The organism is Pseudorhodobacter ferrugineus DSM 5888 (assembly GCF_000420745.1).
Lineage (GTDB): Bacteria > Pseudomonadota > Alphaproteobacteria > Rhodobacterales > Rhodobacteraceae > Pseudorhodobacter > Pseudorhodobacter ferrugineus.
The window spans coordinates 45,409-63,687 of record NZ_ATVN01000015.1; the positions used below are offsets into that span (position 1 = coordinate 45,409).

Annotated in this window: 16 protein-coding genes; 10 read left to right on the forward strand and 6 right to left on the reverse strand. The window is 59.4% G+C overall.

Features of this window, described 5'->3' with window-relative positions; genetic code table 11:
* Positions 1–17 precede the first annotated feature (17 nt).
* The 3 genes from G560_RS21375 (at position 18) to G560_RS0113515 (ending at position 2,273) form a co-directional block, all read left to right on the forward strand.
* Positions 18–146 carry a hypothetical protein gene (locus G560_RS21375; protein ID WP_022704839.1) on the forward strand — a complete coding sequence of 43 codons (129 nt, stop codon included), beginning with the start codon at positions 18–20 and terminating at the stop codon, positions 144–146.
* Between the two features lie 92 nt (positions 147–238).
* Positions 239–1,882, forward strand: coding sequence for a phosphoethanolamine transferase (locus G560_RS0113510; RefSeq protein WP_050525277.1), 1,644 nt, complete (start codon positions 239–241; stop codon positions 1,880–1,882).
* Positions 1,872–2,273, forward strand: coding sequence for a diacylglycerol kinase (locus tag G560_RS0113515; RefSeq protein WP_022704841.1), 402 nt, complete (start codon positions 1,872–1,874; stop codon positions 2,271–2,273). Before G560_RS0113510 ends, G560_RS0113515 begins: the two co-directional genes overlap by 11 nt.
* A 55-nt stretch (positions 2,274–2,328) precedes the next feature.
* On the opposite strand, the gene G560_RS0113520 is transcribed toward G560_RS0113515, so the two are convergent.
* On the reverse strand, positions 2,329–2,949 hold the full coding sequence (locus G560_RS0113520) for a helix-turn-helix domain-containing protein (protein ID WP_022704842.1): 621 nt from the start codon (positions 2,947–2,949) through the stop codon (positions 2,329–2,331).
* An 87-nt stretch (positions 2,950–3,036) separates the two neighbouring features.
* Between G560_RS0113520 and G560_RS0113525 the strand changes: the two genes are divergently transcribed.
* The 3 genes from G560_RS0113525 (at position 3,037) to G560_RS0113535 (ending at position 6,632) form a co-directional block, all read left to right on the forward strand.
* A complete protein-coding gene (locus G560_RS0113525) occupies positions 3,037–4,569 on the forward strand; it encodes a class I adenylate-forming enzyme family protein (protein WP_022704843.1) in 1,533 nt (510 codons plus the stop codon).
* A gap of 21 nt (positions 4,570–4,590) precedes the next feature.
* Positions 4,591–5,256, forward strand: coding sequence for a DsbA family oxidoreductase (locus tag G560_RS0113530; RefSeq protein WP_028914088.1), 666 nt, complete (start codon positions 4,591–4,593; stop codon positions 5,254–5,256).
* A gap of 158 nt (positions 5,257–5,414) precedes the next feature.
* Positions 5,415–6,632 carry a multidrug effflux MFS transporter gene (locus G560_RS0113535; protein WP_022704845.1) on the forward strand — a complete coding sequence of 406 codons (1,218 nt, stop codon included), beginning with the start codon at positions 5,415–5,417 and terminating at the stop codon, positions 6,630–6,632.
* Positions 6,633–6,635: 3 nt separating this feature from the next.
* Here the strand turns inward: G560_RS0113535 and mfd are convergent, their stop codons facing one another.
* A complete protein-coding gene (mfd, locus tag G560_RS0113540; protein WP_022704846.1) occupies positions 6,636–10,097 on the reverse strand; it encodes a transcription-repair coupling factor in 3,462 nt (1,153 codons plus the stop codon).
* A gap of 3 nt (positions 10,098–10,100) precedes the next feature.
* Entirely contained in the window at positions 10,101–10,628 is a 528-nt protein-coding gene (locus tag G560_RS0113545) for a hypothetical protein (protein ID WP_022704847.1), read from the reverse strand.
* A 151-nt stretch (positions 10,629–10,779) separates the two neighbouring features.
* Here G560_RS0113545 and hemB point away from each other — a divergent pair, with 151 nt between their 5' ends.
* Positions 10,780–11,784, forward strand: a complete 1,005-nt coding sequence (gene hemB / locus G560_RS0113550; RefSeq protein ID WP_022704848.1) for a porphobilinogen synthase — start codon at positions 10,780–10,782, stop codon at positions 11,782–11,784.
* Positions 11,785–11,943: 159 nt separating this feature from the next.
* Complete coding sequence (locus tag G560_RS0113560; protein ID WP_022704850.1) at positions 11,944–12,498, forward strand: lipid-binding SYLF domain-containing protein; 555 nt, start codon at positions 11,944–11,946, stop codon at positions 12,496–12,498.
* 45 nt (positions 12,499–12,543) lie between these two features.
* Here the strand turns inward: G560_RS0113560 and G560_RS0113565 are convergent, their stop codons facing one another.
* Positions 12,544–13,407, reverse strand: a complete 864-nt coding sequence (locus G560_RS0113565) for an NAD(P)-dependent oxidoreductase (protein WP_022704851.1) — start codon at positions 13,405–13,407, stop codon at positions 12,544–12,546.
* Positions 13,408–13,488: 81 nt separating this feature from the next.
* Here G560_RS0113565 and G560_RS0113570 point away from each other — a divergent pair, with 81 nt between their 5' ends.
* Entirely contained in the window at positions 13,489–15,954 is a 2,466-nt protein-coding gene (locus G560_RS0113570) for a penicillin acylase family protein (RefSeq protein WP_022704852.1), read from the forward strand.
* A 12-nt stretch (positions 15,955–15,966) separates the two neighbouring features.
* Complete coding sequence (locus tag G560_RS0113575; protein WP_022704853.1) at positions 15,967–16,215, forward strand: hypothetical protein; 249 nt, start codon at positions 15,967–15,969, stop codon at positions 16,213–16,215.
* A gap of 205 nt (positions 16,216–16,420) precedes the next feature.
* Here the strand turns inward: G560_RS0113575 and G560_RS0113585 are convergent, their stop codons facing one another.
* Together G560_RS0113585 and hflX are read right to left on the reverse strand one after the other, a co-directional pair.
* On the reverse strand, positions 16,421–16,696 hold the full coding sequence (locus tag G560_RS0113585; RefSeq protein ID WP_022704855.1) for a hypothetical protein: 276 nt from the start codon (positions 16,694–16,696) through the stop codon (positions 16,421–16,423).
* A gap of 281 nt (positions 16,697–16,977) precedes the next feature.
* Positions 16,978–18,258 (reverse strand): GTPase HflX, encoded by a 1,281-nt coding sequence (gene hflX / locus G560_RS0113590; RefSeq protein ID WP_028914089.1) that lies wholly within the window; start codon positions 18,256–18,258, stop codon positions 16,978–16,980.
* Positions 18,259–18,279 lie beyond the last annotated feature (21 nt).

An 18,279-nucleotide genomic window follows, 5' to 3' on the forward strand; every position in this document is an offset into this window, starting at 1 on the left:
GAGGTGAAAGAGAGCACATGACAGGTTCCAAATTTCTGCCGCTTGCAGCGCTTTTGCTGCTGGCCACTCTTGCGGGCTGTGGCACGATTGACGGTATTGGCCGCGATCTTTCCGGCGCGTCCAACCGCGTGTCCAATATGCTGTAATGTCGCGGGGGCTTGAGCGTGCGTTCCGAAAGGCGTATCGCGTTGATGAGGGGTCTGACAGGCCCAAAAACATCGAGAAAAGGTCCATAGCTGTGACAGCTCCCCTTACCCATTCCGCACCGTTCTGGCAGCGGCGTCCCACCGTCAACGCGCTTGTGTTGAATGTGGCCACAGCCCTTTTCATTCTTGCAGCACACAACGTGACCTTTTGGGGCCGCGTTGGTGTGGCGTTTGACGGGCATGTGCTGACCGTTGCAATTTTCGCAGGCGCGATTTTTGCGCTGACGCTGCTTTTGATAGCCCTGTTTGCGGTGCGTTGGCTGCAAAAGCCGATGTTGGCGTTTTTCCTGATTTTGGGTGCGGTGACATCCTATTACCAAGACACGCTTGGCGCCACGATCGACCGTGAGATGATCCAGAACGCGATCACAACAACAGTCACTGAATCCAAACATCTGATCACGGCAAGCTTTGTGTTTCATGTGCTGTGGGCGGGCATCTTGCCGGCCGCAGTGGTGTTTTGGGTCAAGGTCGCGCGGGCACCGCTTGTGCGGGCCGCTGTGATCTGGGCAGGCACTGTGGCGGTGTCGGTGGTCTTGTGCGTTGGGTTGTTGCTGACGCAGTTTGCAACCTTTTCGGTGGTCTTGCGCGCGCAAAAACAGATGATGGCCGCTTACCAGCCCGGCGCGCCGCTGACCGGCACCTTGCGCTATGCACGGATGCTGCAAAAATCCAAGGCGCTGCCATTGCAGGCTTATGGCACCGATGCCAAGCCTTCGGCCCGTTTGGCCGCTGTGGAAAAGCCCGTTTTGCTGGTTGTGGTCGCTGGCGAAACCGCGCGCGCGCAAAACTGGAGCCTTGGCGGCTATGGCCCTGTTACCAACCCCGAGCTGGCCAAGCGCGACATTACCTATTTCCCGAATGTGTCGTCATGCGGGACGGCCACGGCCGTATCACTGCCCTGTATGTTCGCCAGTTACGGGCGGGCCGATTACAGCTATGACAAGGGTGTCAGCACCGAAAACATGCTCGATATTCTGGCCCGCGCTGGGTATCACGTCGAATGGTGGGACAATAACACCGGCGACAAAGGCATCGCCAAACGTCAAACGCTTGAAATGGTCCTCAAGTCCACCGACCCGCGCTATTGCGCCGATGGGGAATGCACGGATGGTATTTTTCTTGATAAACTGACGGACTATGCCGACAGCATAACCCAAAACACGGTGCTGGTGCTGCATATGATCGGCAGCCACGGGCCATCCTATTATTTGCGCTATCCTGCGGAATTTGAACATTTCACCCCGACCTGCAAGACGGCCGAGTTGAAGACCTGTTCGACCGAAGAAATCACCAATGCCTATGACAACACGATCGTCTATACCGATCATATTCTGGCCAGCATGATCGACATTCTGGCGGCGCAAACCAAGGCGACATCGGCGCTGTTCTATGCGTCCGATCACGGCGAGTCGCTGGGCGAAGGTGGGCTGTATCTGCACGGCGCACCCTATTTCATGGCGCCTGAATACCAGACCCGCGTGCCGATGCTGACTTGGATACCCGCAGATTACGAGGCGGCCCTTGGACTTCAGCCAGGCTGTCTTGCCGCTGGAAAGGCTGCCGAGATCAGCCACGACAATATGTTCAGCACAGTGCTAAGCCTTGCAGGGGTTGAAACCTCGGTGATTGACCCTGCCCTTGATCTGATCGGACCCTGCCGCAATGCAAGCTGAGCCTCACACCCCCCCCAAACCCCGTCCCGAACGGATTACAGGCATCCGGCATTTGTTTGCCGCAGCGGGCTATTCCATCGCGGGCGTGCGCCGATTGTGGGGGGAAACCGCCTTTCGCCATGAGATGCTGGGCCTGCCTGTGGTGTGCGTCCTGTTCTTGGCGATTGGCGCGCCGTTGTGGGCGTTCGGGGTGTTCGTGATCTTGTGGCTGCTGTTGATCGCGGTTGAGGCGTTGAACACAGCCGTGGAGGCGATTGTCGACCATGTGTCGCCCGACTGGTCGATTGCGGCGCGCGATGCCAAGGATCTTGGGTCACTGGCAGTGATGGCGCTGCTTTTGGCGAATGGGGTGTTTGTGGGCTATGTGGTGGTGCGGGGCTTGATGGGCTGATGGCGTTTTAAACCTTCGTTGGCTTATGAGTATTTTTTCAAAGATGAAATAGCCGTCAGGTGAGGGACGTGACCCAAAGGACCGTTGCGTCTTCGTCTGACAGGCTGACGACATTATGCCCCATCGAGGCGTCGTAATAGGCGCTGTCGCCGCGGCGAAGATCGACGGCCTCATAAAACTCCGTATAAAGCCGCGCGACGCCGGTGAGGACATAGAGGAATTCTTCGCCGTCATGGCGCACCCAGCCGTCGAAATCATCAAAGCTGCGGGCGCGGATGGTGGCGCGGTAGGGCAGCATGGTTTTTTGCACAAGGCCGGGGGCGAGGAGTTCATGTTCATACGTCGTGGTGGGATGGGCCTGCCCTTCGCCCGATTTGGTGACAGCCATGCGCCCCATGACCTGATGGCGGCTGGGGGGCGTGAACAGTTGCGGGACCGAAATGGCAAGGCCCCCTGCCAGTTTTTTCAAGGCGTCATAGGTGGGTGACATCTGCCCGTTTTCGATTTTCGACAAGGTGGAGCGTGCAAGCCCCGCATGGGTTGCCGCCTGTTCCAGCGTCCAGCCGCGCGCGCGACGCAGCTCGCGCACCCGTGCGCCAAGATCCAGCTGGGCCACGGGCTGGTCGGTCTTTTGCCCATCGCGGGCAATCCGGATCAGATGTTCGCCTTCGCTCATGCGCTGGTCCTTTGAAATGCTGTCCCTCGCAATACGCGCAGCCGCACGGCCTTGCAACGGCACGGGCTGCGGTTTAGCAACGATCCCATGATCCTTTCGCAAACCTTGGCCCTGCCTTACCCCGCCTTGCCTGCTGCATTCAACCTTGCGGCGCATGTGTTGGCGCGTGGGGCGGCATTGGCCGACCGTCCGGCGTTGGAATTGCTATATCCGGATCATACCGAGATTTGGACCTATGCAAAGCTGCAGTCTGCCGTGGCTGGGGTTGCGTCGGGGTTAGTGGCGCTTGGCCTTGGCCCCGGCGACCGTGTGTTGATGCGGTTGGGCAATAGCCCCGATTTTCCGGTGCTGTTCTTGGCGGCAATCACGGCGGGGCTTATCCCTGTGCCAACCTCGGCCATGCTGACGGGGCCCGAGGTGGCAAAGCTGTGCGATCTGGTGGAACCTGCGCTGATTGTGGTCGATGCAGGCGTGGCGCTGCCGGATGTGCCGCCCTGCCCTGTTTTGCCCGCAGCCGCACTGCACGAAATGCACGCCTTGCCGCCGCACCCGTTCGCGTTGGGCGATCCCAACCGCCTTGCCTATATCATCTTTACATCTGGCACCTCGGGGCGGCCACAAGCGGTGGCCCATGCGCACCGCGCGATTTTGGGCCGCGCGATGATGCTGCAAGGCTGGTACGGATTGACCGCGCAAGACCGCGTTTTGCATGCGGGCGCGTTCAACTGGACCTATACCTTGGGCACAGGGTTGATGGACCCTTGGACCGTGGGCGCGACCGCGCTGATCCCCGCACCGGGCACGGGGGCCGAGGCGCTGCCCGCACTTTTGGCCCGCAGCAAGGCCACGATGTTTGCCGCAGCGCCCGGGGTCTACCGCCAAATGCTGCGCAGCCCCTTGGCGCCTTTGCCCCATCTGCGCCACGGGCTTTCGGCGGGTGAGGCCTTGCCCCAAGCCACCCGCGACGCGTGGTTTGCCGCCACCAACACCCCGATATATGAGGCGTTTGGCATGTCCGAAATCTCAACCTTCATTTCTGGCTGCCCTGACTGTGCGGCCCCTGCAGGCAGCACAGGATATGCCCAACCGGGTCGCCATGTTGCCGTGCTGGATGATGCGGGCCACCCTGCCCCCATTGGCACATCCGGCATTCTGGCGGTGGACCGCAACGACCCCGGCCTGTTTCTTGGCTATTACCGTGACGCCGCCGCGACCAAGGCACGGTTTGCGGGCGATTGGTATCTGACCGGCGACACCGCACAGATGGCCGTGGATGGGGCCATCACCTATCTGGGCCGGCGTGATGACATGATGAATGCAGGCGGCTTTCGCGTGTCGCCCCTAGAGGTTGAAGGCGTGATCGCCACCTTGTCCGGCATCACCGATTGCGCCGCGATTGAGGTCGAGGTGAAACAAGGCGCGACTATTATCGCCTGCGTCTATGCTGCAAACGCGCCGCTGGCCGAGGATGTTTTGCGCCAGCATGCCGACCGCGCCCTTGCCCGCTATAAACAACCCCGCGCCTATCATCACCTGATGCAATTGCCGCGCAATGCCAATGGCAAGCTGAACCGCCGCGCTTTGCGTGCGCTGTTCGCAGCCCCCGAAACACCGCTTTAACCGAACCGAATGGACCCTGTTATGATCCGCCTTGATATCTTCTCCGACCCGATTTGCCCTTGGTGCTATATCGGCAAAACCCTGATGGACCGCGCGCTGGAAAGCCGGCCTGATCATCCGTTCAGCGTGGAATGGCACCCGTTTCAGTTGAACCCCACCATGCCCGCCGCAGGCATGGACCGCCGCGCCTATCTGGAAGGCAAGTTTGGCGGCAAACAACAAGCGGTCGAGGTCTATGGCCGCATTGCCGAGGCTGCGCAAAAGGCGGGGATTGAAATCGACTTTGGCGCAATTCAGCGTACGCCCAACACGATGAACGCCCACCGTTTGATCCATTGGGCGGGGCTGGAGGGGCGGCAAAATGCCGTTGTGATGGCCCTGTTTCGCGCCTATTTCAAAGATGGCCGCGATATTGGCAGTACCGACACGCTGGTCGATATTGCCCAAGCCTGCGGCATGGACCCCGAGGCAACCGAGCGCCTGTTTGCCACCGATGCCGATTTTGCCGACCTTGCCGCGCGCGATACCGATGCCCGCCAAAAAGGGGTCACAGGCGTGCCCGCCTTTCTGATTGCCCAGCAATATATGATGCCAGGCGCGCAACCCGTGGAGACATGGCAACGTGTGATCGACGATTTGCTGGAAACCATCGCGCAAGAGGCGGGCTCCGCGACGCCCACACCCTGACGCCCAGCCCCAGATAGGCCGCGGTCGCAAGTTATGCAGGCGGGCGGTTTTTACCTTGTCCTCCCCCGTTTTGCGGGCGATAGCAGGATCATTGTGCCGCGTTCTCGCGCTTGCCGCAGTTTGCAGGGCGGGCCGCGCGGCTGTAATCTGATAAAGGCATGGCGACAGTGACCCAATCCATCAAACGCATGGGGCAACCCGAATTCATCGCCATGATCGCGATGCTCTTTGCCACCATCGCCTTTTCCATCGACTCTATGCTGCCCGCTTTGCCCACCATCGCGGCCGAGCTGACGCCCGATGCGCCGAACAAGGCGCAGCTTATCCTGACCAGTTTTGTGCTGGGGATGGGGCTTGGGACGCTGGTGGCAGGGCCATTGTCTGACAGTTTCGGCCGCCGCCGCATTATCGTTATGGGCGCAATTTTGTATTGTGTGGCCGCCGCTGTGGCCTATTTTGCCCCCACGCTGGAAACCGTTCTGGCCGCGCGTGTGGTACAAGGGCTTGGGGCCGCGGCCCCGCGTGTGGTGTCGCTGGCACTGGTGCGCGATTTGTACAAAGGCCGCGATATGGCCCGCGTCGTCAGCTTTGCGATGATGATCTTTACGCTGGTCCCTGCGGTGGCACCTCTGGCCGCAAGTGGTGTGATCTCGGCCTTTGGCTGGCGCTTTATCTTTATCACCTTCATTGGGTTTGCCATTTTGTCTATGGCGTGGCTGCTGATCCGCCAACCCGAAACGCTGCCCATCGAAAACCGCCGCCCGTTTCGCGCGGCCCCCCTGATCGCGGCCCTCCGCGAGGTGCTGTCACACCGCACCATCGTGACTACAATCACTGTGCAAACCCTGATTTTGGGCGCGCTTTTCGCGACGCTATCGACCGCGCAACCCATCATCGATGTGCAATTCGGGCGTGGCGAGGCGTTTCCCTTGTGGTTCGCGCTGGTCGCCTTATGCGCAGGGACCGCCAGCCCCACGAATGCTGTATTGGTGGGCCGATTGGGGATGCGCTATCTGATCACGGCCACGCTGCTCGGACAGCTTGTGCTATCCGCGCTGATGCTGGGTGCCACCTTGTCGGGCCTCATGTCCGAAACGATGGGTTTTGCAGCGTTTATCCTGTGGATGATCGGCGTGTTTGCGATGGCGGGGCTGACGTTGGGCAACCTTAACGCGCTGGCGCTGGAACCTGTGGGCCATATCGCGGGGATGGCGGCATCCGTGGCGGGGTCTATTTCCACCGTGTTTGCCGTGGTGCTTGCCGCGCCCATCGGGCTTGCCTTTGATGGCAGCTACCTGCCGCTAATCGTCGGCGTAGCGGTGATGGCGGTCGTGTCATTGGCGCTTATGCTGTCGATCCCGCGCAATAAATCCTAACGATTACGGGCCCTTGACGGCTTTCTTTACCGCAACATCCATCAACTTTTCGGCCAGTGCCTTGGCAATGGCAAACGCGCCTTTGATCCGGTCGCTTTCGGTTTTCCAATCCTGCATCAGCACGATTTTGTTGCCCGACACCCGCGCCCCGCTTTGGGTTTTGATGAAATCCACCAGCCCTGCAGGGTTGGCAAACTTGTCGTTGTGAAACTGCACCGTGGCGCCTTTTGGTCCTGCGTCCAGCTTGGCAATGCCCGCCCGTTTGCACATCGCCTTGATCCGCACAACCAGCATCAGGGTGTTCACTTCCTTGGGCAGCGGGCCGAAACGGTCGATCAACTCGGCGGCAAACCCTTCCAGCTCGACCTTGGTTGCAAGGCCGGATAGGCGGCGATACAGCCCCAAGCGCAGGTCAAGGTCCGGCACGTAAGCCTCTGGTATCAATACCGGAACGCCCAAATTGATGTTCGGCGCCCATTGGTCATCAACCTCCGCCATCCCCGAAATCTCGCCCGACCGCAGCTTGGAAATCGTCTCCTCCAACATGGCTTGGTACAGCTCATACCCAACCTCTTTGATATGGCCCGACTGCTCTTCACCCAGCAGGTTCCCCGCGCCGCGCAAATCAAGGTCGTGGCTGGCAAGGTTGAACCCCGCGCCAAGACTGTCCAAAGACCCCAGCAGCCGCAAACGCTTCATCGCTTGCGGGGTCAGCGGCGCACGGGGCTTGGTGGTAAGGAAACAATAGGCCCGCGTTTTGGCGCGCCCGACACGGCCCCGAATTTGGTACAGCTGGGACAGCCCGAACATATCGGCGCGGTGAATGATCATCGTGTTGGCTGTGGGAATATCCAAACCTGATTCCACAATAGAGGTTGCGACCAGAACGTCCTGTTTTCCATCATAAAAATCGTTCATCCGCTGGTCAAGGTCGCCTGCCGCCAACTGCCCGTGGGCGACGATATAGGTCACTTCGGGTACATGGGTTTTCAAGAAATCTTCGACAAACGGCAGGTCAGAAATGCGCGGCACCACAAAGAAAGACTGCCCGCCGCGATAGCGTTCGCGCAGCAGTGCCTCGCGGATCGTTACAGTATCAAATTCAGACACATAGGTCCGAATGGCCAGACGGTCCACCGGCGGCGTGGCGATGATCGACAGGTCGCGCACGCCTGTCAGCGACAATTGCAAGGTGCGCGGAATCGGCGTTGCGGTCAGCGTCAGCACATGCACGTCCGACCGCATTTCCTTTAGCCGTTCCTTATGCCCCACGCCGAAATGTTGTTCTTCATCAATGACTAACAACCCGATGTTCTTAAACTTGATTGCCTTGGCCAACACGGCATGGGTGCCGATGACGATATCAACCGTGCCATCGGTCAGGCCTGCGCGCGTGCCGTTCGCATCCTTTGCACTAACAAAGCGCGACAAGGGTTTGATATTGATTGGAAAACCACGGAACCGTTCAACAAAACTGCGGTAATGTTGGCGCGCCAGCAAGGTCGTCGGCGCAATCACCGCAACCTGCATCCCCGACAAGGCCGCGACAAAGGCCGCGCGCATCGCCACCTCGGTTTTGCCAAAGCCCACATCGCCCACGATCAGGCGGTCCATCGGGCTGCCCGCTTCCAAATCGGCAATCACATCGCCAATCGCCGTTAACTGATCTTCGGTTTCGGTATAGGGGAACCGCGCCGCAAACGCCTCCCACATCGAATGCGGCGCCTCTAGCACAGGTGCTTTGCGCAAATGCCGCTCGGCCGCGATGCGCATCAGGCGTTCCGCAATCTCGCGGATCCGCGCCTTCAGCTTGGCTTTTTTCGCCTGCCACGCGCCACCACCCAGTCGGTCAAGCAACCCTTCTTCATGGCCGTATCGGCTTAGAAGTTCAATGTTTTCAACGGGAAGGTACAGCTTGGCGTTTTCGGCATATTCAATGCTCAGGCATTCATGCGGCGCACCAAGTGCCGTAATCATCTCAAGCCCGTGGTAACGCCCGACCCCGTGTTCGACATGCACAACCAAATCGCCGGGCGACAGGGTTTGCACATCGCGCAGGAAATTATCGGCCTTGCGCTTGCGCTTTGGTTTGCCGACCAAACGGTCGCCCAGCACGTCTTGTTCCGAAATCACCGCCAGCCCCGGTGCGGTAAAACCCGCCTCCAGCGGCCAGATCATCAGGTACAGACCGCCTGTGCCCCGAACGTCGCGAATATCCGCAACCTCAACCGCGCCTTCGATGCCTTGGTCGGCAATCAACCCGCGCAGGCGTTCGCGCGCGCCTTCGGACCAGCTGGCCACAACCACATTAGCGCCTTTGCGCAACACTTTAATGTGATCTGCCAAGGCATTGAACAGGCTTATGTTTTCCTGCTGACGTTCCGGCGCAAAACTGCGCCCCATCCGCCCGCCGGCATCCAAAACCTCCGGCCCCGGTGATTGCGCCAGTGGGGATAGTTGCACCACGCGCGTGCCAGACAAGGCCGCCTCCCACGCTGCATCATCCAAATACAGCAACCCCGGTGCGGCAGGTTTATAGACCGTGTCGACCCGCCCCTTGGCGCGCATCGAGTCCATCCGCGCATCATATTGGTCGTCGATGCTTTCCCACCGCGCAAGCCGTGCGGGCGTGACCTGATCATCCAGCATGACCGACGCATCCGGCATATAGTCGAACACAGTTTCCATTTCAGCATGGAAGAACGGCAGCCAATGCTCCATCCCCTGATGTTTGCGCCCCGCGCTGACCGCCTCATAGAGCGGATCATCAGACCCGCCCGCGCCAAATTCCACGCGGTAATTCTGGCGGAACCGCGAAATCGCCGCCTCGTCTAAAATCACCTCGGACACCGGTGCAAATTCAACCGATTTCAGCTTTTCCGTGGTGCGCTGGGTGTCGGGGTCAAAGCGGCGCGCGCCGTCCAGCACATCGCCGAACATATCCAACCGTACTGGCCCCAAAGGCCCCGGCGGGTAAATATCAATGATCCCGCCACGAATGGCATAATCGCCCGGTTCGGCCACCGTTGGGCTGGGGGTAAAGCCCATGCGTGTCAGGAAGTTGCGCAAGGACTCTTCGTTTATCCGCTTGCCCACTGTGGCGGTAAACGACGCCTCACGCAGCACAGCCCGCGCCGGCATCCGCTGGGTCGCGGCGTTCAGGGTGGTCAGCAACACGAACGGTCCGGGCACCCCTTGGGCCAATGCGGCCAAGGTCGCCATCCGCCGCGAGATGATATCGGGGTTGGGCGACACGCGGTCATAGGGCAAGCAATCCCACGCCGGCAGCTCCAGCACCACCACATCGGGCGCCATAACGGCCAATGCCTCGCGCATCGCCTCCAACCGCTTGTCATCACGCGCCACATGCACCACAGACACGCCCCGCGCCAACTCCCGTGCCAAAAGCTGGGCGTCATATCCTTCGGGCGCACCGCCCAAGATGATCCGGTCAACCATGGTCATAAATCAATTCGGCCAAATCGCATAAACTTGCATATTCTGCCACATGCCCCACAACGAGGTAATGAAAATAGACACCATTCCAATGGCTTGCACCTTCATCCGGTGGCGGGTCAACTGGCGATACAGCACTTCACCCTCAGGCTCAGTCGTGGCGATTTGCTGGGCTGTCGACAGGCTTAAGACGCGCACAATCGCCAAAGGGGCCAGCAGCAAGAACAGCGCCTGCGCAAATTCGACCCGATAATACAGCGCCAAAACCACCAGCGCCGTAAACAAAAACGCCGCAATCGCAACCAGCCAAAGCCCCGACACCCGCGCCACATACAGCAAACGGCGGATGTTGATGCCGACCAGATCGTGCAAGTCTTGGGCCGTAGACTCATCCTTACGCGCGCGGGCCACCATATCAAACGGCACCCCCAGCACCCAATGGCTGGTGGTCGACCACATCACCGCAAGCGCAATCCAGAACCAAAGATTCGAAAAAGACCGCAGGTCGATCAATTCGAAAATCGTTTTATACCAATCCACTATGCCAACCTTTGCAGCAATATTCGCGCCATCCGGCCAAAGTTCCCAGACCCTTGCGACATTCCTACTCTTGAGACGCGGGCTTTTCCATGCCAGCAAGACAAAAAAGCACAATTGCCGATGTTTATACCCAAGATAAAGGATCCCCCCGATGCGCCCCACGATTGGCCAGTACCCCGCCACCCGCTTTCGCCGCATGCGCACATCGGATGGTATGCGGCGCTTGGCACAGGAAAACACCTTGTCGGTGAATGATCTGATCTGGCCGCTGTTTGTCCGTGACGGGGTGAATATCCGCGAATCCGTGACCTCTATGCCAGGGGTAGACCGGCTGTCGATCGACCTTATCGTCGCGGCTGCCGAAACCGCAGCGGGTCTTGGCATCCCTGCCCTATGCCTGTTCCCTTATACCGACCCTGCCCTGCGCACCGATGATTGCGCCGAGGCGTGGAACCCCGAAAACCTGGCCAACCGCGCCATCCGCGCGATCAAGGCGGCCGTGCCGCAGATGGTGGTCATGACCGATGTGGCGCTTGACCCCTATAATGCCAATGGCCACGACGGTTTGGTGCGTGACGGTATCATCCTGAACGATGAAACCATTGAAGCACTGGTAAAAATGTCATTGGCGCAGGCCGAGGCTGGTGCCGATATCCTTGGCCCGTCCGATATGATGGACGGGCGCATCGGGGCCATGCGGGCCGCATTGGAAATGTCGGGGCACAAGGATGTAGCGATCCTGTCTTATGCCGCGAAATACGCAAGCGCCTTTTACGGCCCGTTCCGCGATGCCGTGGGCGCAGGTTCGCGCCTTGTGGGCGACAAAAAAACCTATCAGATGAACCCCGCCAATTCCGACGAGGCGCTACGCCTGATTGAACGTGACCTGACCGAAGGCGCAGATATGGTCATGGTAAAACCCGGCATGCCCTACCTCGATATCTGCCGCCGCGTCAAAGACACCTTTGGCGCGCCGACCTATGCCTATCAGGTGTCGGGCGAATACGCGATGATCATGGCCGCCGCGCAAAACGGCTGGATTGATGGGGAAAAGGCGATGCTGGAAAGCCTGATGGCCTTCCGCCGCGCAGGCTGTGACGGGGTACTAACCTATTTCGCCCCCCGCGTGGCACGCATTCTGCGGGATCAGGCCTAGAACACGGGCAAAAACACGCCCAAGTTGCGGGTTTGGTGATCCAAAAGGATGACAGCGCCGAAAATCCGCGCTACTGTTATGCAATCGGCCTAAAACTGGCCCAAGATATAGAGCAAATGGCGACCGGCCAACCCGGCGCAGCATAGAGGCGGCAGAGACATGGATATTTTAAACCGACGCAGTTTTATGGGCGCCACGGCGGCCAGTCTTGCGCTTGGCGGTTGTGCCAATGGCATTGGTGGCGCGGGCGGTCCACGGATGGACAGCCGTGTTGACACAACGCGCGACTATCTGTTTGGCCGCTATCCCGGCACCCGCGATCTGGCGCAAAAAGCCTATGGCGTTTTGTATATGCCCTTGATGACCGAGGCAGGCTTTGGCTTTGGTGCTGCCTACGGTCAAGGTGCGTTGCGGATCAATGATGTGACGGTCGATTATTATTCCGCCACCCGCGCCACCTTTGGCCTTCAAATCGGTGCGCAGCAATATGCCCACGCCCTGTTTTTCATGACCGAGGCCGCCTTGGGCGATTTCCGCCGTGCATCCGGTTGGGCCGCCAGTGCCGATGTGCGCTATGCCACCCCGAACGAAGGCGCAAGCATCGGCAAGGAAACCACCGAATATGCGCCGGTCATCGCCTTTGTCTTTGGCCAGTCGGGTCTGATCTTGGGCGCGACATTGGCAGGGTCCAAATACACCCGCATTATTCCGTAAAGTTGCAGCCTCGGTTTTTGCAATAAAAACCGAGGCTTGCGCGCCCTACTTCAACCGTTTTATCAGGCTCGATGTATCCCAACGTCCGCCGCCCATGTTTTGCACATCCTTGTAAAACTGGTCGATCAGCGCTGTGATGGGCAGGCTTGCGCCAATCTCATTGGCAGTGGCCAGACAAATCCCCAAATCCTTGCGCATCCAATCCACGGCAAACCCGTGGGTGAAATGATCGTCGAGCATGGTCTTGTGGCGGTTGTTCATCTGCCAAGATCCTGCGGCCCCGCCTGAAATCACCTCAACCACAGCTTTGCCGTCCATACCGGCCTTTTCGCCAAAGGCCAGCGCTTCGGCCAATCCTTGCACCAGCCCCGCGATGCAAATCTGGTTCATCATCTTGGCAATCTGGCCTGACCCGCTTTCACCTAGCCGTTTGCAAATGCGGGCATAGGCGGCAATCACGGGTTCAGCCGCGTCATAATCGGCAGCGCGGCCGCCGCACATCACCGACAGCACGCCGTTTTCCGCGCCCGCTTGCCCACCCGACACAGGCGCATCGACAAAGCCCACGCCAATTTCGGCGGCGGCTGCAAACAGCTCTCGCGTCACCTGCGCCGAAACGGTGGTGTGGTCGACAAACACAGCCCCCTTGGCCATACCAGCGAATGCCCCGTCCGGCCCAAAGCACACGCCGCGCAGATCGTCATCATTACCCACGCAGGCCATCACGAAATCTTGGCCCATCGCCGCCTCACGCGGGGTTGTCGCCGCACGGCCTCCATGCTGTGCCACCCAAGCCTCGGCCTTGGCAGCCGTGCGGTTGTAAACGGTCACCGCATGCCCCTTGGCCGCCAGATGCCCCGCCATCGGGAATCCCATGACCCCCAAGCCCAAAAATGCCACTTTCGCCATTGCCGTAACCCTTCCAATTGCCTCGCGCGTTCAGATCGCATAGGTAACCAGCCAAACCCTGCCGTCAAGAAAAGACCTGTCATGTTCACCGCGTTTCGCTGGCTCACCCGTATCCTCATGGCGCTTTTGGCACTGGCCGCGATCACGCTGGTGATTGCCTATTTGTTCTTGTCGCGTTCCTTGCCCGACTATTCCGCCGATTATCAAATTGACGGAATATCGGCCGAGACCGAGATTGTGCGCAATAACGCCAATGTGCCGCATATTTTTGGCGCGTCCGATGCCGACATCTATTTCGCCCTTGGCTTTGCCCATGCGCAGGACCGTTTGTGGCAAATGACCATGCTGCGCCGCACCGCCCAAGGCCGCTTGTCCGAGGTGTTTGGCGAGCGCACGTTGAAAATCGACGAACTCTTGCGCCGCTATGACCTTTACACCCTCGCGGGCCAATCGGTTGCAGCCCAAGACGCCGAAACCCAAACCGCCCTTGAGGCCTATTCCCGCGGTGTGAACGCGTGGATCGGCGAGGTGAACCTATCCGCTTTGGGCCGCGGCGCGCCCGAATTTTTCTTCTTTTCCAATGAGATCGCGGCCTGGCAACCCGCCGATAGCATCGCCATTATCAAACTCATGGCGCTGCAATTGTCGGGCCATCTGGAAAACGAGGTGCTGCGCGCCCGCACCTCCATGCTTTTGCCTGAGGACCGCCTGCGCGACATCCTGCCCGATGCGCCCGGCACTGGCATAACCGCCCTGCCCGATTATGCCAGCCTTATGCCCCCCCCCCCCCCCGGCGGCTTTCCTGTCCGTCAAGCGCTGGACCCGTTGTCACCCTTCAAATCGGGCGTGCTTGCAGGCGCGTCAAACGCTTGGGCAGCAGCCCCAGAACGCTCGGCCGCGCGCGGGTCGCTGCTGGCCAATGACCCGCATCTGGCCTTTACCGCGCCCACCCTGTGGTATCTTGCACGGCTGGATTTCGCCACCGGCGGCGTGATTGGCGCCACCCTTCCGGGCGTGCCTGCGGTACTGATCGGGCGGTCCGATGCTTTGGGCTGGGGGCTCACCTCCTCCTATCTCGACGATCAAGACGTGGTGATGGAACGCATCAACCCCGACAACACCGAACAATATGACAGCGGCGCGGGTTGGAAAGATTTCATCACCCGCCGGTCGATCATCACCGTCAAAGACCGTGACCCCGTCACCATCACCCTGCGCTGGTCCGAGGCGGGGCCGATCCTGCCCGGCAGCCATTATAACCTTGCCACCGTTACCCCCGCAGGCCATGTCGCGGCGCTGGAATGGACGGCCCTGTCGGCCAATGACACCTCGATGACCTCGGCCATCCGCATCATGAAATCGCGCAATATCCCGCAAGCGTTGGACGCCGCCAGCCTGTTCATCGCGCCATCGCAAAACCTGATGCTGGCCGATACTGATGGCATCGCTTTCCAACTGATTGGCGCGGTCCCCAACCGCAACCCCGCGCATGACACCATGGGCCGCATGCCCGCCACTGGCGACAAGCTGCAAAACCGCTGGGCCGGCACACAGCCCTACGCCAAAAACCTGCGCGTCCTTAAACCCACCTCGGGGCTTTTGGGCAATACCAACAACAAAACCACCGATGCACCTTTCCCCGATAATATCAGCTTTCACTGGGGCGATACGCACCGCATCCAGCGCTGGCTGTCGCTGATGAAAACGCGTGAGGTGCACACCCGCGAAAGTTTCATCGAGGCGCAGCTTGATACCGTCTCGCCCGTTGCCCGCTCGGTTTTGCCCCTGATTGGCGGTGATCTGTGGTTCACTGGCACGCCCTCGCCCGCTGGCACCCCCGAACGGCTGCGCGAACAGGCGCTGGAACTCTTGGCCGAATGGAACGGCGAGATGAACGAACATATCCCCGAACCGCTGATTTATGCCGCTTGGCTGCGCGCCCTCCAAGACCGCCTGATCCGCGATGAATTGGGGCCGCTCGCCGACAGCTTTACCCACCCCGACCCCGTGTTCATCGAACGCGTGTACCGCAACACCGACGGGGCTGCGAAATGGTGCGACGTAATCCAATCCGCCGCGATTGAAACCTGCGCCGACATCGCCCGCGTGTCGCTGGACGAGGCGCTGCTGCGCCTGTCCGAACGCTATGGCCGCAGTATCGAGACATGGCGCTGGGGCGATGCGCATCAGGCCACGCATGACCATCCCGTCATGGGCGATGTGCCTTTGCTGCGCTATTTCGTGAACCTGCGCCAATCCACATCGGGCGGCGATTTCACCTTGATGCGCGGGCTAACCTCGGGCGAGGAACCGGATCCCTACCTGAACGTCCACGGCGCAGGCTACCGCGGCGTCTATGATTTCGCCGATCCTGACAGTTCGGTGTTTATCCTGTCCACGGGGCAATCCGGCCACCCGCTGTCACGCCATTACGATGATCTGGGCGTTTTGTGGCGGCGCGGCGAATATATCCCAATGTCGCTTGATCCCGATCTTGCGCGGGCTGCGGCTGTGGGGATTACGCATTTGTCGCCAAAAGCACCCTAGGCGGCCTTTGCGATGCTGGAAAAAATCGGGCTGATTATGGGCAGCTCGGCCGTGTTCGGGTTTTTCGGCTATATGGGCAATTCCATCCGAACGGGGCATTCGCTGGATGTGCAGCCAAACGCAATTGGCCTGCTTGCACGCGGGATGAATCTGTTGATCGATACCTTCGGCTACACGCCCATCGGGCTTGGCCTTATGGGGCTGTCGCTGTTTGGCGGCATCTACGCCGCGATTTCCCTGTGGCGCAGCGAGATGTATTGAATTAACTTTTCAGGGCTTTGGTCGCAAATCCAGATCAGGTTTTGCCACGCAATTGCTTGATTATGGGGCGCATATGATCAACGCCAGTCAAAAGAATGGCACAAATTGGCCAAACCGGACCTTTATCAGCAAAAGGGCTACTGTCTGCTTTGCGGGACAAAGCCGCCATTTTATTTGAACCATTATTTATCGCCTTGTCGAGCTTTCAGGCATCTGGATTCCTGTCACGTGGTGGATGGTCATAGTCAAAAAGTCTGGACATATGAGAGCGGGCAGACAAGCCTATAAAAGCGCCGACCAAAGCACCAAACTTAATGCCAAATTGTGACGAGAAGCCAAGAATGTAGGCCATGGAAAATCCTATAACAGCACTGATAAAGACACTGCCTGCGATCACTATGATGTCGCGTACAAACGTTCTTAATACGCCGCGACCAAGAAAAGCCCATTCGTTTACTGGGTCTTTATCGTCGTTACTCATTTCGCACTCTCCGATCTTTGAATTGGTGAGCCGAATAAAGCCAAGAATAATGGCGATACTTGGGCCAGGACCACACAAAGAAGCGACAGTTTGGGCTCGTTGCTGTCATTCGCTGCGCACACACAAGTGGCAGCTTTGGACAATCACACTCACCCAAAACCAGCCAAGGCCCGCCGCACCGTTTGCACCGTGTACGCATTAAGATTTGGTAAACGCGAAACAACATCTATTTGTTATCAAACGATTTTCAGAAATGTCCGCGCGCGGTCATTTCTGGCTTCTCACAGTGCCGCAAAGGCCTTTTCCTGCCGCTCGGTCCAGATCACCTTCAAATTCCAGCCCGTATCCGACAGGGCTTCCTCAACGATCACCCCTTCGGAATACAGCCAAGCATGCGCCCTGCCCTTGCTGAAATCCAGGGTCAGGTCGGCCTCGGTTTTGACCTCTTCAAAGGCCCCAGATACCGCCTCCAGCAGCCGATCAATCCCATGCCCCGTCAAGGCCGACAGGGCAAAAACCCGCGCCGATTTTTCGGCTTTGGCTTCCAAAGTTGCCTGCGTGGACTCGTCCACCAAATCCAGCTTGTTCCAAATCTCAAACTGCGGCGTGTCCGATTTCACGCCCAGCGAGGTCATGATATCGGCCACATCCGCCGCCTGTTCGGCCGATTCCGGATGGCTGATATCGCGGACATGCAGGATCAGATCGGCCTCAAGCACCTCTTCCAGCGTGGCCCTGAACGCGGCAACCAGCTGGGTCGGCAGGTCGGAAATAAAGCCCACCGTATCAGACAGGATCACCTTGCGCCCGTCCGGCATTTCCATGCCCCGCATGGTCGGGTCCAGCGTGGCGAAAAGCATATCCTTGGCCAAAACCTCGGCGCCGGTGATCTTGTTAAACAAGGTCGATTTGCCCGCGTTGGTATAGCCCACCAAAGCCACCACCGGAAACGGCACTTTTCGTCGCGCGGCGCGGTGCAATTCACGGGTTTTCACCACGCGGTCCAATTGCCGCCGGATCCGGACCATATGGTCATCAATCGCGCGGCGGTCCGATTCAATCTGGGTTTCCCCCGGCCCGCCCACAAACCCAAAACCGCCCCGCTGCCGTTCCAAGTGGGTCCATGCCCGCACCAAGCGCGTCCGCTGATAGGACAGGGCTGCCAGTTCGACCTGAAGCACGCCTTCGCGGGTCCGTGCCCGATCGGCGAAAATCTCGAGGATCAGGCCTGTGCGGTCCAAAAGCTTTACGCCCCATTCCTCTTCCAGATTGCGCTGCTGGACGGGCGTGACAGGGCCGTCGATTAGGACCAGCTCGGTCCCCAAGGCCTTCATCCGCAGCTTCAGCTCGGCCATTTTGCCAGTACCAAACAAGGTGCCGGGCAACAATTTTGGCAGGCGCACGACCTCGGCCCCCACCACCTCTAGCCCCGGCAAAGCTTCGGCGAGAGCCGAGGCCTCGGCCAGCCCGTGTTCGGGCAAGCGGCGGGTGCGGACGGATTTTATCTCGGGGTGGATGACATAGGCACGCGTTTTTTCGGCACGGGTATCATGCCCGGCCAAACGTAGCTCTACCGAAAAACC